The 15,000-nt window shown below is 71.4% G+C and carries 14 protein-coding genes, 2 pseudogenes and 1 riboswitch; of the genes and pseudogenes, 8 read left to right on the top strand and 8 right to left on the bottom strand.

Annotated elements, in window-relative coordinates:
• The first annotated feature begins 200 nt into the window (after window positions 1-200).
• Window positions 201-368 carry a hypothetical protein gene (locus tag ET445_RS17150; RefSeq protein WP_165314313.1) on the top strand — a complete coding sequence of 56 codons (168 nt, stop codon included), beginning with the start codon at window positions 201-203 and terminating at the stop codon, window positions 366-368.
• A gap of 14 nt (window positions 369-382) precedes the next feature.
• Here the strand turns inward: ET445_RS17150 and ET445_RS06130 are convergent, their stop codons facing one another.
• Window positions 383-1,036, bottom strand: a complete 654-nt coding sequence (locus tag ET445_RS06130) for a hypothetical protein (protein WP_243695352.1) — start codon at window positions 1,034-1,036, stop codon at window positions 383-385.
• 250 nt (window positions 1,037-1,286) lie between these two features.
• Window positions 1,287-1,409: riboswitch (TPP riboswitch) on the top strand.
• Between ET445_RS06130 and thiM the strand changes: the two genes are divergently transcribed.
• The 3 genes from thiM (at window position 1,400) to ET445_RS06115 (ending at window position 4,646) form a co-directional block, all read left to right on the top strand.
• Window positions 1,400-2,323, top strand: a complete 924-nt coding sequence (gene thiM / locus ET445_RS06125) for a hydroxyethylthiazole kinase (RefSeq protein WP_129189791.1) — start codon at window positions 1,400-1,402, stop codon at window positions 2,321-2,323. Its footprint overlaps the riboswitch before it by 10 nt.
• Window positions 2,320-3,012: a thiamine phosphate synthase gene (gene thiE, locus ET445_RS17895; protein WP_129189789.1), complete on the top strand. Its 693-nt coding sequence runs from the start codon at window positions 2,320-2,322 to the stop codon at window positions 3,010-3,012. Before thiM ends, thiE begins: the two co-directional genes overlap by 4 nt.
• Window positions 3,009-4,646, top strand: coding sequence for a bifunctional hydroxymethylpyrimidine kinase/phosphomethylpyrimidine kinase (locus tag ET445_RS06115; RefSeq protein ID WP_129189787.1), 1,638 nt, complete (start codon window positions 3,009-3,011; stop codon window positions 4,644-4,646). The genes thiE and ET445_RS06115 overlap by 4 nt, the downstream gene beginning before the upstream one ends.
• Here the strand turns inward: ET445_RS06115 and panD are convergent.
• The 4 genes and pseudogenes from panD to ET445_RS06095 all read right to left on the bottom strand — a co-directional run bounded on the left by panD (window position 4,636) and on the right by ET445_RS06095 (window position 8,323).
• Window positions 4,636-5,049 carry an aspartate 1-decarboxylase gene (gene panD, locus ET445_RS06110; protein WP_129192434.1) on the bottom strand — a complete coding sequence of 138 codons (414 nt, stop codon included), beginning with the start codon at window positions 5,047-5,049 and terminating at the stop codon, window positions 4,636-4,638. The two genes, ET445_RS06115 and panD, sit on opposite strands and share 11 nt — an antisense overlap.
• A gap of 47 nt (window positions 5,050-5,096) precedes the next feature.
• Window positions 5,097-6,605, bottom strand: a pseudogene (locus ET445_RS06105) (MFS transporter); the annotation flags it as partial.
• A 198-nt stretch (window positions 6,606-6,803) separates the two neighbouring features.
• Window positions 6,804-7,790 (bottom strand): annotated as a pseudogene (glsA, locus tag ET445_RS06100) (glutaminase A); the annotation flags it as partial.
• 128 nt (window positions 7,791-7,918) lie between these two features.
• Window positions 7,919-8,323: a hypothetical protein gene (locus ET445_RS06095; RefSeq protein WP_243695351.1), complete on the bottom strand. Its 405-nt coding sequence runs from the start codon at window positions 8,321-8,323 to the stop codon at window positions 7,919-7,921.
• A 99-nt stretch (window positions 8,324-8,422) separates the two neighbouring features.
• On the opposite strand from ET445_RS06095, the gene ET445_RS06090 reads away from it, so the two are divergent.
• The 3 genes from ET445_RS06090 (at window position 8,423) to ET445_RS06080 (ending at window position 10,645) form a co-directional block, all read left to right on the top strand.
• A complete protein-coding gene (locus ET445_RS06090) occupies window positions 8,423-9,289 on the top strand; it encodes an MBL fold metallo-hydrolase (RefSeq protein ID WP_208008564.1) in 867 nt (288 codons plus the stop codon).
• 82 nt (window positions 9,290-9,371) lie between these two features.
• Complete coding sequence (locus ET445_RS06085; RefSeq protein ID WP_129189783.1) at window positions 9,372-10,052, top strand: ClpP family protease; 681 nt, start codon at window positions 9,372-9,374, stop codon at window positions 10,050-10,052.
• A complete protein-coding gene (locus ET445_RS06080; RefSeq protein ID WP_129189781.1) occupies window positions 10,049-10,645 on the top strand; it encodes a ClpP family protease in 597 nt (198 codons plus the stop codon). Before ET445_RS06085 ends, ET445_RS06080 begins: the two co-directional genes overlap by 4 nt.
• Window positions 10,646-10,698: 53 nt before the next feature.
• Here ET445_RS06080 and ET445_RS06075 read toward each other — a convergent pair whose 3' ends face one another.
• The 3 genes from ET445_RS06075 to ET445_RS06065 all read right to left on the bottom strand — a co-directional run bounded on the left by ET445_RS06075 (window position 10,699) and on the right by ET445_RS06065 (window position 13,345).
• Window positions 10,699-11,130: a helix-turn-helix domain-containing protein gene (locus ET445_RS06075; protein ID WP_129189779.1), complete on the bottom strand. Its 432-nt coding sequence runs from the start codon at window positions 11,128-11,130 to the stop codon at window positions 10,699-10,701.
• 137 nt (window positions 11,131-11,267) lie between these two features.
• Window positions 11,268-12,263 (bottom strand): type I glyceraldehyde-3-phosphate dehydrogenase, encoded by a 996-nt coding sequence (gap, locus tag ET445_RS06070; RefSeq protein WP_129189777.1) that lies wholly within the window; start codon window positions 12,261-12,263, stop codon window positions 11,268-11,270.
• Window positions 12,264-12,388: 125 nt separating this feature from the next.
• On the bottom strand, window positions 12,389-13,345 hold the full coding sequence (locus tag ET445_RS06065; protein WP_129189775.1) for a GlxA family transcriptional regulator: 957 nt from the start codon (window positions 13,343-13,345) through the stop codon (window positions 12,389-12,391).
• A gap of 313 nt (window positions 13,346-13,658) precedes the next feature.
• Here ET445_RS06065 and ET445_RS06060 point away from each other — a divergent pair, with 313 nt between their 5' ends.
• Complete coding sequence (locus ET445_RS06060) at window positions 13,659-14,918, top strand: hypothetical protein (RefSeq protein ID WP_129189773.1); 1,260 nt, start codon at window positions 13,659-13,661, stop codon at window positions 14,916-14,918.
• Window positions 14,919-15,000 lie beyond the last annotated feature (82 nt).

The following is a 15,000-nucleotide window of genomic DNA, read 5'->3' as shown; positions in this document are numbered from 1 at the left end:
CGTGACGATACCTGCCGCCCGCGACATCCGCTGCGCTCATCGATCTCGCGGTGCAGCGCAAGATGCGCGTCCTCGCCGAAGATGCGCCCCCGCGCCCGGGGGTCGACCGCGACGCGCTCGCGCGCTACCGTGGCACCCGTCGAGGTGAGGAACGCTCGCATCCGGGAGCGCGCGGCCGCGACATCCGGAAGGGGGCTCCCATGTCCGATCTCGAAACGCAGGCCGCCGTCGCCAAGGCCCGCGAGGCCGCGAGCCTCGCCGCCTACGACATCCAGAAACTCAGCGAGGACTCGATCGAACGGCAGGCGCTCCACAACCTGCTGACCGCGGTCGAATCGCTCATCAACGCGGTCGACGCGGACGACTGAGCCGCATCGGCGACTCAGGCCTCGCCGAGCGCCTCGCGCGCCTTCGCGTACTTCTCCGCCAACCGCTCGCGGGTCTCGGGGTCGAGGCGGCGCGCGCGCCACGGCGCCGTGTTGTCGGCGATGTCCGCGAGCTTCACGCGGCGCGCGACCTCGTGCTCGCGGATGCGCGCGTAGTAGTCGGCGGCGGAGACGTCGTCGGTGCGCGTGAGCAGCACGACGGCATCGACGATCGCAGGGGCGACGCCCGCGAGCAGCAGGTCTTCGGCGTCGAGCTCCGTGTCTTCGACGACGTCGTGCAGCCACGCGACCGCGGCCTCGACGGGCTCGGTCTCCGCGTCGAACCGCTCGGCGACGCGGGCCGGGTGGTCGATGTAGTCGCCGCCGACCTTGTCGCGCTGGCCGCGGTGGGCGACGAACGCGATGCCCTGGGCGAGTCCCACCTGGGCGGCCGCGTCGAAGTCGGCGGTCTCGGCGTGCGCCCGGGCATCGGCGGGAGCGGCGGCCGCAGCGCGCAAGGCCGCGCGCGAGGCATCCGGCACCGCGACGGGCGCTGCCACAGGCGCAGCCTGCACGATCGGCGTCACCGTCGCGACCGCGTCCTCGTTCGCGGTCGCCACCGCCGCCTCGAACTGCTCGAACATCCACTCCGCATCGGATTCGATCGCCACCCCGTCGCCCTCCTCAGGTCGTGCGTCCCGGTCGGCCGCGCGGCGGAAGTTCGTCCATTCGGAACTCCCCGACGGCGCCGGCGTCGGCGCACGGTGCCTCGGCACCGGTGCGTCGGCGGGTGTCGTCACGGGGGGCTCCAGACGTGCTCGCGGGCAGGGTCGCGAGACCGATCCTACGAGAGCGGTGCGCGCGGCGGGAGAGGAGACCGCCGGTGTCGCGAGCCTGCGCCGCGGTTCGGCTAGGCTCTCCCGCAGTGACACGGGGTGCCGCCCCGCTTCCGCCGCATGACGGCGCGAGGCATCCGCGGCTGAGATCACACCCGTCGAACCTGATCTAGTTCGGACTAGCGAAGGGATGTCGCGATGAGCGATCGTCTGTCCATCGACCCTGCCCACCTGTCGGCCGAAGCCGAGGCGCTCGCCTCGACCGCGGCGAACCTGCTCGAACGGTTGCGCGAGGCGCCGCCGCTCGTGCACTGCATCACGAACAGCGTCGTGACGAACTTCACGGCGAACGCGCTCCTTGCGATCGGCGCGGCGCCCGCGATGGTCGACATCACCGAGGAGTCGGGGATGTTCGCGGGCGTCGCCTCGGGCCTGCTGGTGAACCTCGGCACGCCGACGCCCGAGCAGCGGGCGGCCGCGCGCGAGGCCGTCGCGGGCGCGAGCGCAGCGGCCACGCCGTGGGTCCTCGACCCCGTCGCGATCGGTGCGCTGCCCGTGCGCACGGCGCTCGCGCACGAACTCGTCGCGGGCCGCCCGACGGCGATCCGCGGGAATGCGTCGGAGGTGCTCGCCCTCGCGGGCACCGGCGCGGGCGGTCGCGGCGTCGACGCCGCGGATTCGACGGATGCCGCGGCTGACGCGGCCGCGCACCTCGCGGCGACGTTCGGCTCGGTCGTCGCCGTCTCAGGGCCGGTCGACCTCATCACCGACGGCGTGCGCACAGCGCGCATCGCGAACGGCGACTCACTGCTCACGCGCGTGACTGGCGGCGGATGCGCACTCGGCGCGGTGACCGCGGCGTTCCTCGGGGCTACGCGCGGCACCGGCATCGATGCCTTCGGAGCAACGGTCGCCGCGACACTCGTCTATACGGTTGCCGCCGAGCTCGGGGCGGCAGGCGCGCCCGGCCCCGGCACGTTCGCGGTGCGTTTCCTCGATGCGCTCGACTCGGTCACGGCGGCTGACATCGTCTCTCGCGCACGGCTCGAGCTTTCGGATGCCTCGAGCGGCGCGCCGCTCGCGAGCAACATGCAGGCCGAGGCATCCGGAGCCTTCGCATGACCGCCCCGACCGAGCGCACTGCCCTCGACCTCTCCCTCTATCTCGTCACCGACGCCGCCCTGTGCGGCGAGCGCGGGGTGGCGGCCGTCGTCGAGGCGGCCGTCGCGGGCGGTGTGAGCATCGTGCAACTGCGAGACAAGCACGCGTCGGCCGACGAACAGCTCCACACGCTCGAGGCGCTCGCCTCCGCAATCGACGGGCGCGCGCTCCTCGTCGTCAACGACCGGCTCGACGTCGCCCTCGCCGCACGCGAGCGCGGGCTCCCCGTCGACGGCGTGCACGTCGGCCAAGCCGACGCCGCGTCCGAACGCGCACGCGACGCGCTCGGACCCGACGCGATCGTCGGCCTCACGGCGAACTCGGCCGAGCACCTCGCGGCGGTCGCGCGGATGCCCCGGGGCACGGTCGACTACCTCGGCGTCGGCGTCATCCGCCCCACCTCGACGAAGCCCGACCATCCGCCGGCCCTGGGCATCGACGGGTTCGCGCGCTTCGCGCGCGAGTCCGAGCTGCCCTGCGTCGCGATCGGCGGCGTGACCCTCGGCGACGTGGCGGCGCTCCGCGCCGCGGGCGCGGCGGGCGTCGCGGTCGTGTCGGCGCTGTGCGCGGCGGCGGACCCTCGGGCTGTGGCAGGCGAGTTCGTCGGCGCGTGGCAGGCGGCGGCCGCTGCGGCGGGAGGCATCCGATGAGCGCGCCGGCACCTCGCGTTCCCCGCGTCCTCAGCATCGCGGGCAGCGACCCGTCGGGCGGGGCGGGCATCCAGGCCGACCTCAAGTCGATCTCGGCGAACGGCGGCTACGGCATGGCCGCGATCACGGCGATCACGGCGCAGAACACGCGCGGCGTGCACGGCGTGCACGTGCCGCCCGCGGCGTTCCTCGCCGAGCAGCTCGACGCGATCTCGGACGACATCGCGATCGACGCCGTGAAGATCGGGATGCTCGCGAACGCGGACGTCATCCGCACGGTCGCGGCGTGGCTCGGCCGCGTGCGGCCGCCCGTCGTCGTGCTCGACCCCGTCATGGTCGCGACGAGCGGCGACCGACTCCTCGACGCCGACTCCGAGGCCGCGCTCCGCGACCTCCTCCCCCTCGCCGACCTCCTCACGCCGAACGTCGCGGAACTCGCCGTGCTCACGGGCGCAGAGCCGGCAACCGGCTGGGCCGGTGTTCTCGCTCAGGCGGAAACCCTCTCGACCGGTTCGGGCACGCTCGTGCTCGCGAAGGGCGGGCATCTGGCGGGCGATCTCGCCCCCGACGCACTCGTGGATGCCTCAGGTCGCGGACGCTTGACAACTGCTGCGCTTTTCGCAGCAGTTGTCAAGGAGGCCGAAGGAAACCCTCGCTTCGTCGAGTTCGGCGGTGCCCGCATCGAGACCACCGCGACCCATGGCACTGGCTGCTCGCTCTCGTCGGCGATCGCGACCCTGCGGGTGTCGCGCGGCGAATGGGTGCCCGCCGTGCGTGAAGCGCGCCGGTGGCTGCGCGAAGCGCTGCGACACGGCGAGTCGCTCGAGGTCGGCGGGCTCGGGGCAGGACCCGGACGAGCCGGCCACGGCCCCGTCCACCACTTCGCAGGCCTGTGGTCGCGCGGCGGGCTCGAGACCGCGCCGACCGCGGCCGAAGTCGAAGCCGACTGGTGGGGCGGAATCGCCGACGTGCGTGCAGGCATCGACGATCTGCCGTTCATCAGGTCGCTCGCGGACGGCACGCTCGACCGCGGCGCGTTCCTCGGGTACCTCGCGCAAGACGCGCTCTACCTTCGCGACTACGCGCGCGTGCTCGCCGAGGCTTCGCGCCTCGCACCGGATGCCTCGGCGCAGGCATTCTGGGCCGAGTCGGCCCGCGGGGCGATCGAGGGCGAGCTCGAACTGCACACGGGCGAGCTCGCAGCATCCGACTCCCCCGCGACATCCGGCGTCCGCGACCTGGAAGCCGACCGCGCGACGACCGCCTACCTCGACCATCTGCTCGCGACCGCCGCACGCGGCGAATACTCCGTGCTCGTCGCCGCCCTGCTGCCGTGCTTCTGGATCTACACCGACCTCGGTGCGCGCCTCGGAGCCGGCGGGTTCGGCGATGCGCCGCTCCGCGCCGACCATCCGTACGCGGCGTGGCTCGCGACCTACCGCGACCCGGCGTTCGCGATCGCGACACGGCGGGCGATCGAGATCGCGACGGATGCCTCGAGCCGGGCGACGCCCGAGGTGCGCGCGCGTGCCGCGCAGGCGTTCCGCCGTTCGGCGGAGCACGAGCTCGCGTTCTTCGCGGCGCCGCTCGCGGAGGCGGCGCCGCTCACGGAGGGTGTGCTCCTCAGCTCATGACGGCGTGCGGCGGCGCGAGCACCTCGCCCGCGACGGCCGCGTGAGCCTCGGCGGGATCGGCGCCGACGCTCACGATGCCGTTCGCCCGATCGACGTGCACGATGCGCGGCGCGAACTCCGAGGCATCCGCCGATTCGACCGACGCCCATGAGATGACGATCACGAGGTCGCCGACCGCGACCAACCGCGCCGCGGCGCCGTTCACCCCGATGACGCCCGAGCCTCGCTCGCCCGCGATCGTGTACGTGTCGAATCGCGCGCCGTTCGCGATGTTCACGACGGAGACGAGCTCGCCCGGCAGGATGTCGGCGGCCTCGAGGAGGTCGTGGTCGATCGTGATCGAGCCGACGTAGTGGAGGTCGGCGTGGGTCACGGTCGCGCGGTGGATCTTCGACTTGAGCATGGTCCGGCGAAACGTTGGCACCAGACCATCCTGCCGCCTCTCGAGGACTACGCGTCCTCGGGCTCGGGGTCGGGGATCTCGTCGGGTCGGTACTTCGGCAGGCGGCTCGCCGGCAGGATCGCGAGTGCGCTGACGCCCGCGAGGATCAGCAGCCCGAGCCGCAGCGTGTGCAAGCGCGCGTCGGTGTTGACGTTGACGAACTCGTCGACCTGCGCGGGCGTCGCACTCGTCCCCTCGAGGGCATCGCGCAACTGGTCGTTCGAGAGGAAGTTCTCGTCCTGCAGGCTCACCTCGTCGGCGAGCTCCTCGGGGATGTACGCGTTCTCGGTGACCGCGCGCCCGATGCTGAGCGAGAGGATCGTCACGAGCAGGGCGCCCGCGATGGCCGTGCCGACCGCCGACGCGAGGTTCTGCGTCGTGCCGCGGATCGACCCGACGTCGCCCGCGAGGTCCTTCGGCGACGCCGTCACGAGCACGTTGAACACGAGCGTCACGAGCGCGCCCTGGCCGACGCCGAAGACGAAGAGGCCGAGGATCGTCGGGAACGTCTCCCAGTTGTTGTTGACGACGATCGAGAGCCACACGAGACCGACCGTCGTGAGGATGAACCCCCACACGCCGATCACGCGCGTGCCGAGGCGGCTGTACAGCCGCACGACGAGGATCGCCGCGAAGAACACCGTGAGGTTGAACGGCACCATCGCGAGCGCCGTGTCGAACGGCGTGCGCCCCTGCACGATCTGGATGTACAGCGGCACCGTGAAGTTGAGGGCCGCCTCGAGGGCGACGACGATGAACATCGCGTACACCGCGGCGCGCTCCGACGGGCGCCGGAGCACCGACAGTTGTACGAGCGGCACCTTGCCGAGCCTCGTCCGGCGACGGGTCCAGAAGAAGAAGACCTGGCCGAGCACGATGCCGAGCACGATGAGCATGGGGGCGGGCGAGATGCCCGCGATGTCGAACGGCGCCGACTCGCTCGCCTCGAGGATGCCCCACGCGTTGAGGTTGTTGAAGCCGAGCGTGAGCGACACGATCGCGAGGCCGATGAGGATCGCGGCCACCAGGTCGATCTTGATGTCGGAGTTGCCGTGGTCCTTGCGCAACCGGAAGCTCAGGATGAGCACGACGACGGCGATCGCGAAGACGACCCAGAAGACCGGTCGCCAGCTTCCGACGAGGGTGCCGAGCGCGCCGCCGATGAAGAACGCGAGGAAGCCCGAGATCGCGCGCGCCGAGCCGAGCGAACCGATCGCGGTCGCCTGCTGGCGCCCGTGGTAGTTCTCGGCGATGAGGGCGACGAGCGAGGGCACGATGATGGCGGCGGATGCCCCGGCGAGCGCCTGCGCCCCGATCACCCACCACACCGACGGGCCGAAGATCATGAGCAGCGACGAGATGCCGAACGTCGCGACGACGACGCGGAAGATGCGCGCCCAGCCGACCTTCTGCCCGAGCTTCGCGCCGACCATGACGAGCGCCGCGACGAAGAGGCCGTAGGCGACGATCGTCGTCGACGCGAGCGTCGCGGGCACGCCGAACTCGTCGACGATGCCGCCGAGCGAGACCGGCAACGACGAGACGTTGTACGACATGAGCATCTGGCCGAGGAAGAGCGCTGCGAGCGGCGCCCACGAGGCCCTCTCCTCAGTCGGCTGCGTCGTCGTGCTCGACACGTTGGAGTCAGTCGACACCGCGGTCTCCTTCATTGTGGGGTCGGTACTGGGGCGTTCGGTGCGAGGTCGTTTCGGCGCGCCGCGGCTCGGGTCGCGGTGGTGCGCCTCGGAGGCGAAGACGTCGAGGCCGAGCGCGCGCGAGAGGTACTGCGTCGCGATCTGGCCGCGGACGCTGTTGCCGGCCGAGTCGAGCCGCGGCGAGAACACGCCGATGCCGCCCTTGCCGGGCGAGATCGTCACGATGCCGCCCGCGACACCCGACTTGCCGGGCAGCCCGACCTCGAAGAGCCACTCGCCCGAGCGCTCGTAGAGTCCGGTCGACGCGAGCACCGCGAGCGTGTCGCGGCAGACCGACGCCGACACGACGCGCTCGCCCGTGACGGGGTTGACTCCACCGTCGGCGAGGGTCGCGCCCATGACCGCGAGGTCGCGCGCGTTGACCCGCAGCGAGCACTGCTTCGTGTATACGTCGACCGCTTCGAGCGGATCGATGTCGATGCGGCCGTAGCTCTGCAGGAGCTTCGCGATCGCGCGGTTGCGGTAGTTCGTCCCGGACTCGGAGCGATAGACCTCGCCGTCGAGTTCGAGGGGGCGGCCCGCGAACGCCGAGAGGCCGAGCCGCACGTTCTCCCACTGCTCGGCAGGCGTCACGCCCGGCATGAGCGCCGTCGTCGCGATGGCGCCCGCGTTCACCATGGGGTTCATGGGGTGCCCGTCGTTGAGCTCGATCGCCACGACCGAGTTGAACGCGAGGCCGGTGTTGTTGACGCCGACCCGCTCGCGCACGGGCTCGTGCCCGAGCTCTTCGCACACGAGCGCGTAGACGAACGCCTTCGAGATCGACTGGATCGAGAACTCGACCTCGGCGTCGCCCGCCGCGTGGAGCCCCCCGTCGACCTCGGCGACGCTCACGCCGAACAGCTCGGGGTCGGCTGCGGCGAGGATCGGGATGTAGTCGGCGACGGTGCCGTCGCTCTCCCGGCGGGCGTACTCGAACGCGGCGACGACGAGTTCGTCGACCTGCCCCCACCCGGGCAGATGCCCCGTGGAGACCCGCTGTTCGATCCCGGTGAGCCCAACGATCAACGACCCCGACCTCCCCCTGGCCTCTCGGACGGCATGTGCGTCCTGCGGTCACTGTAGCGGTCGATGCGCTCGCGGCGACACTGGCCCGAGCGGTATGCGTCTTCGGATCACTCGTCGAGCGCCGAGAGCACGACCTCGACCTCTGGCTCTGCGAGCAGCGCCCGCTCGACGACGTACCCGAGCACGACCGCCCCGAGGGCGGCCGCATAGGCCTCTGCCCTCGCGGGCGACAGGCCCCAGCCCTGCGCGACCGACGCCCAGTGCGCGAGGATGCTCCCGTAGCGCTCGGCGATCGCAGCCTGTGTCGCCGCGTCGGTCTGCGCATGCGACCATCCCTGCACGGCGAGTGCGAAGAGGTTCACCCCGTCGGGCGTCCGCTCGGCGGCCGCGACCGTCGTGAGCACGGCGCGCCGATAGCGGCGCGGAGCGTCGGACGCAGCGCCATCCGCCGGAATCGCCTCGATGAGCGCCCCGATGCGATCGACCGACGCCTCGATCGCGGCACGGATCACCGCGTCCTTGCTCGCGAAGTAGAGGTAGATCGACCCGGCGGCGGTGCCCGCCTCAGCCGTGATCTGCTCGAGCTTCGGCTCAGTTTACTGGAGGTCATCGTGAACGGACTCAAGGTCCACCACCTCAACTGCGCGTCGATCGGCGGACTGTCGGTGCTCGGACAGCATCTCGTCTGCCACGTGCTGCTCATCGAAACGCCGGCATCGGGGCTCGTCCTCGTCGACACGGGCCTCGGCACCGCCGACTACGCCCGCATCACCTCACGGCTCGGCTTCGAGTTCGCCCACCTCTACGCGAGGCCGCGCATCGACCCCGAGCTCGCGGCAATCCACCAGGTGCGCCGCCTGGGGTTCGACCCACGCGATGTGCGCCACATCATCCAGACCCATCTCGATCTCGATCACGTCGGCGGGCTGAGCGACTTCCCCGAGGCGACCGTGCACGTGCACGAGATCGAGCTCGCCGCGGCGATCCGCCGCAAGGGGGTGAGGGCGCGCGGGCGGTACCGCCCCAAGATGTGGGCGCACACGCCCAAGTGGTCGACCTTCGGCGCGACGGGCGAGCCGTGGCTCGGCTTCGAGGCGGTGCGGTCGCTGCCCGGGCTCCCGGCGGAGATCCTCGCGGTGCCGCTCTTCGGCCACACCCATGGCCACGTCGGCTACGTCGTCGAGACCGACGCCGGAACGCTCCTCGCCGCGGGCGACGCTTACTTCGACGCGCGCGAGGTCAAGCAGCCCGACCGCGAGTGCGGCCGCGGCGTCGGCCTCTTCCAGTTCGTCGTCACGACCGAGTACGACGCGCGCCGCGCGAACCAGGACCGGTTGCGCGCGCTTCACGCCGATCATCCCGAGATCGCCATGTACTGCGCCCACAACCCGTTCGAGTACCGAGAGCTCGCGGATGCCTCGGGCGACGCGCTCCACGGATACTACGCGTCGAGCCGCGCGGGCCTGACCGTCGCGTGAGGTCGGCGGATCCGCCCCGGGCAGATCGGCCGTGCGCGGAAACGCTCGCCCCGAGGCATCCGCCCGGCGCACGCTCGGAGGCATGAGCGAAGACACGGCAGCCCCGCTGCATCCCATCGACGTCGACCTGCAGTCCCGACTCTTCCGCGAGCGCGTCGTCGTGCTCGGCGACGAGCTCGACCAGAACCTCGGCAACCGCCTGACGAGCCAGCTCCTCATGCTGTCGGCCGACGACCCAGAGCGCGACATCGCGTTCTGGATCAACTCCCCCGGCGGCAGCGTGCCCGCGATGCTCGCGATCATGGACGTCATGCATGCGATCCCGAACGACGTCGTGACGGTCGCGCTCGGGATGGCGGCGAGCGCCGGCCAGTTCCTGCTGTCGGCAGGGACGCCGGGCAAGCGGCTCGCGTTGCCCCACGCGCGCATCCTCATGCACCAGGGCTCGGCGGGCATCGGCGGCACGGCCGTCGACATCGAGCTGCAGGCAGAAGACCTGCGGCATACGCGCGACACCGTGCTCGGCCTCCTCGCCGCCCACACGGGTCAATCCATCGAGCGCATCACGGCCGATTCGCTGCGGGACCGGTGGATCACGGCCGACGAGGCGGTGGAGTACGGCTTCATCGACCGGGTGGTGACGGATGCCTCGGGCATCTACCCCGGGGCGTCCGGTCGCCTGCTCGGGCCGGGATTCAGAGCGGCGGATGTCTCGGAGCGGGCGTTCTCGGGCACCGGCGCCCATGCGGGAGCGCTCGCATGAGCACCTACTCGATCCCGTATGTCGTCGAACGTCGCGGAGGCACCGAGCGGACGCTCGACGTGTACAGCCGTCTCCTCGGCGAGCGCATCGTGACCCTCGGCACCGAGATCGACGACGGCGTCGCGAACGTGCTCATCGCCCAGCTCCTGCACCTCGAGGCGGATGCCCCCGACTCGCCCGTGCAGCTCTACATCAACTCGCCCGGCGGCTCGCCGCAGGCGGCGCTCGCGGTGTACGACACGATGCAGCATGTGCGGCCGCCCGTGGCGACGACCGTCGTCGGGCAGGCGCGGGGCGCCGCCGCCGTGCTGCTCGCGGGCGGCGCGCCCGGCATGCGGAGCGTCCTGCGGCACTCCCGCGTCGTGTTGCACCAGCCCGCGACGCAGGGACGCGGATCGATTCCCGACCTCATCATCGAAGCCGAAGAGGTGCTGCGCGTCCGCGCCGAACTCGAGGAGGTGCTCGCGCACGACACCGGGCGCACGCTCGCGGAGGTGCGGCGCGACACCGACCGCGAGCTCATCCTGCCCGCGGCCGCGGCGGTCGAGTACGGGCTCGCCGACCACGTGGTCGCGATGCAGCGCACGGGGTGAGCGGCGCAGACGGCGCCGCGTCGCTGCTCCCCGCCCGGCCACTCCGCCGATTGCTACGCGGCGAGCAGGATGCTTCGAGGCTGCCCCGCCCCGGATGCGCCGGAGCTCGCACCCTGTGGGGACCCGCCGGCGCGCGAGCGCGCGACCGTGAGGTCGAGCACGGGCGCCCGGCGGACGGCGTGGGCGGAGGCATCCGATCGCGCACCCGACGGCACGGCGCCGAGCTCCGACGCGACGCCCGCGGCGACGTCGAGCAGGCTGAGTCCGAGCGCGTCGGCGACCGAGCCGAGGATCTCGCTCGACGGCTCCTTGCGCCCGCGTTCGATCTCGGAGAGGTATTGCGTCGAGACATCCGCCTCGCCCGCGACATCCGAGAGGATGCGGCCCTGTGCAAGCCGCTCGCGCCGCAGGAACGCGCCGAGCGCGTCGCGCCAGAGCGGCGCCCGAGACATCCGCTCGCCTGCAGGAATCGCCGTCGCACCCATGTCGCGAGGCTACCGAGCAGACCGCCAGATGTGTCGCCGCTCCGCTCACAGCAGAACGCGACGCTGCGCAGACGGCAATCGCGTCGGCGCGAGCTCCACACTCGCGCCGACGCGATGGTCGGTCAGGCTCGCGGCGTTCAGGCCGCGAGCAGGCCCAGCGTGTCGATCACGCGGTTCGAGAAGCCCCACTCGTTGTCGTACCAGGCGACGACCTTCACGTGCTTGCCCTCGACGCGCGTGAGCGTCGAGTCGAAGATCGACGAGTGCGGGTTCCCGACGATATCGCTCGACACGAGCGGCTCGTCGGAGAACTCGAGCACGCCCTTGAGCGGACCCTCGGCGGCGGCCTTATAGGCGGCCACGACCTCTTCGACGGTCACGTCTTTCGAGACGGTCGCGTTGAGTTCGACGATCGAGCCGACGGGGATCGGCACGCGCATGGCGTCGCCCGAGAGCTTGCCGTCGAGGCCCGGGAGCACAAGACCGATGGCCTTGGCGGCACCCGTCGAGGCCGGAATGATGTTCTCGGCGGCGGCGCGCGCGCGGCGGGGGTCGCTGTGCGGCGCATCCTGCAGATTCTGGTCCTGCGTGTACGCGTGGATGGTGGTCATGAATCCGTGCTCGATGCCGGCGAGGTCGTCGAGGACCTTGGCGAGCGGAGCGAGGGCGTTCGTCGTGCACGACGCGTTCGAGACGATGACGTCGGTCTCGGCGTTGTACGCGTCGGTGTTGACGCCGTAGGCGAGGGTGACGTCGGCGCCCTTCGCGGGGGCGCTCACGAGCACCTTCTTGGCACCTGCGGCGAGGTGCGCGGCTGCGGCCTCGCGGTCGGTGAAGCGACCGGTCGACTCGAGCACGAGCTCGACGTCGAGCTCGCCCCAGGGGAGCTTCGCGGGGTCGCGCTCGGCGAGGACCTTGATGCGGCGGCCGTCGACGACGAGCACGTCGCCGTCGACCTCGACGGGGAAGCCGAACTTGCCGCCGGCGGTGTCGTACTTGAGGAGCCGGCCGAGAGCGGCCGGGTCGGTCAGGTCGTTGACGGCGACGACCTCGAAGTCGGAGCCGCGCTCGACGATGGCGCGGAGGACGTTGCGGCCGATGCGGCCGAAGCCGTTGATCGCGATGCGAGTCATGGGAGAGGAGGTTCCTTTCGTTCTCTCGTTCGCCTCCACTTTCCCGGCTTCGGCGGGCGCGCGGCAGTGGCCTGAACGACGAGATCCGAAAGGATCGCGCCAATGCGACTCCGGGGGCCTCGAGCTCACCCGTCGCGGCGCACGAACGTGTGCCGGTACTCGCTCGGCGACGTGCCCAGGATGCGCCCGAAGTGCAGGCGGAGGTTCGCGCCCGTGCCGAGCCCCGCGACATCCGCGATCTGCTCGACGCCGAGCTCGCTCGCCTCGAGAAGCTCGCGCGCGAGGTCTACGCGCGCCCGCAGCACCCACTGCATGGGCGTGTAGCCCGTGTCCTCGACGAAGCGGCGCGAGAACGTGCGCGCCGAGACGTTGGCGTTCCTGGCGAGGTCCTCGAGGGTGAGCGGCTCTCCGAGGTGCGCGAGCGCCCACTCGCGCGTCGCGGCGAACCGAACGCCGATCGGTTCGGGAACACTCCGCGGCACGTATTGCGCCTGCCCGCCGCTGCGGTACGGCGCCGCGACGAGCCGCCGTGCGACGTGGTTCGACAACGCGACGCCGTGGTCGCGGCGCACGAGATGCAGGCACAGGTCGATGCCCGAGGCTGCGCCCGCCGACGTGAGGACGTCGCCTTCGTCGACGAACAGCACGTTCTCGTCGACGTTGACGAGCGGATGCTTCGCCCGCAACTGCTTCGTATAGTGCCAGTGCGTCGTGGCCCGCTTGCCGTCGAGGAGTCCGGTCGCGGCGAGCGCGAACGCACCCGTCGAGATGGCGGCGAGACGGATGCCTCGGCCGTGCGCCGCTCGCAGGGCGTCGACGACCGGGGCGGGCGGATCCTCTTGATCGGGGTGGCGGTAGCCCGGGATGAACACGGTCTGCGCCCACTCGAGCGCGTCGAGTCCGTCTGCAACGTGGTACGCGAGGCCGTCGCCGCCCGCGACGAGGCCGGGTGCGGCGCCGCACACGCGGACCTCGTAGGGCATGCTGCGGCGGGTCGTGAACACCTGTGCGGGGATGCCGACGTCGAGCGGCTTCGCGCCTTCGAGCACGAGCACGGCGACGCGGTGGGGGCGTGGGGCCACGGTGGCATCCTCTCGATCGGGCCGCGCTCACCGTTCGCGGCCGCTCGGCGGGCGATGGCGACATCCTGATCATCGCAGCATTCACGCCAAGTCAGCACCGCCGACGCCCGATCGAATCGCCTGATTGTGAGGACTTTTCAGGTATGACGTCTTCGACTCCAAATGGCGCCCCCAAACCGGGGGACATTGACGTTTTCGCGCATACCGAGTTCATAGACTCGCTGTGATCCCGAATCGATCCGACGTTTCGTGCACCTCTGCGACGCGACGGACCACACAGCCGAGCGCCCTCGGCCCTACCCCGGAGGACTCCATGAAGCGCACCTTCAGCGCGCTCGCCGTCAGCGTGCTCGCCGCCGGCCTCGCCGTCGCCGGCGCCGCCATGCCCGCATCCGCCGACGGCGAAGCGCCCGCAACGCCCACCGCGACCGTCGAGGCCGGCAACTGCCTCGTCCTGAACGTCGACCTCTCGGACTACGCGGTCGACCCCGGCACCCCCGCCGTCGAGAAGGTGTCGCACACGGACTACATCTACCTGCCGGTCCACGGCAGCGTGCCGCACATCGCGCACAAGGACGAGGGCGACTTCCTCATCTACGACTGGACGCTCTACTACAAGAGCGGCACCCAGGAGCACGTCACCACCGAGCCGAAGAACGCGATCCCCGGCGTCGCCAACACCGTCAGCGTGACGATCGACGGCGCGGTCCACACCGAAGACTTCGGCAGCGACTTCACCGAGTCCTACCAGCTCGACGACAAGTTCGAATCGAACACCTACACGGTCACGGTGACGGCGTTCGGCGAGACCGAACCCGAGGTGTACTCCGGCACCGTCCCCGCGTGCGGCGTCGGCGCCTGGAACGCCGCCGCGACGTTCGACGCCGAAGCGAAGTGCGGCACCGCGACGGTGAACGTCTCGAATGTCGCCCTCTCGGGCGACAAGATCAACGGCACCGTCTCGGTCGTCCCGTACGTCGACGGCACGGCGAAGGCCGAAGACATCCTCGCCCTCGCCGAAGGCGCGACGAAGACGCTCACGTACTCGTTCCCTGAAGACTCGGGCGACCACAAGGTCGTCGTCCGCACGGGCCCCGCGCACGGAGACACGATCCTCGCGCAGACCCTCGTCTCGACCGACTGCATCGGCAACGTCAAGGTGACGGGCAACCTCCAGGTCGGCGGCGCCATCACGGTGACGGGCGACCACTTCCAGCCCGACACCGAGTACACGATCGAGCTGCACTCCGACCCGCAGGTCCTCGGCACCGTCACGACCGACGGCGCCGGCGAGTTCACGCTCCCGACGACGATCCCGGCCGGCACGCCCGCCGGTGACCACGAGGTGGCCGCACTGAGCGACGGCGTGCAGATCTCGGCAGCGCAGGTCACGATCGCGGCCGCAGCCGCCGTCCCCGCCGCGAACACGACGCCCGCCGCGACCAAGGCCGGCCTCGCCGAGACCGGCTTCAACGGCCTGCCGTTCGCGATCGGCGCGCTCGCGCTCGTCGCCGTCGGCGCCGTCGCGGTCGGCGCGAGCCGCGCCAAGCGCGCAGCCCGCACGCGCGGCTGACGCATCCGGTCATTCCCGAAGGGGCCTCGCGGTGATCCGCGGGGCCCTTCGTCGTCCGCCCGGGGCGCGCACCGGACATCCG

Source organism: Agromyces protaetiae (genome assembly GCF_004135405.1).
Classification (GTDB): domain Bacteria; phylum Actinomycetota; class Actinomycetes; order Actinomycetales; family Microbacteriaceae; genus Agromyces; species Agromyces protaetiae.
The sequence above is the reverse complement of the archived record's forward strand: the minus strand, read 5'-3'. Positions and strand labels throughout refer to the sequence as shown.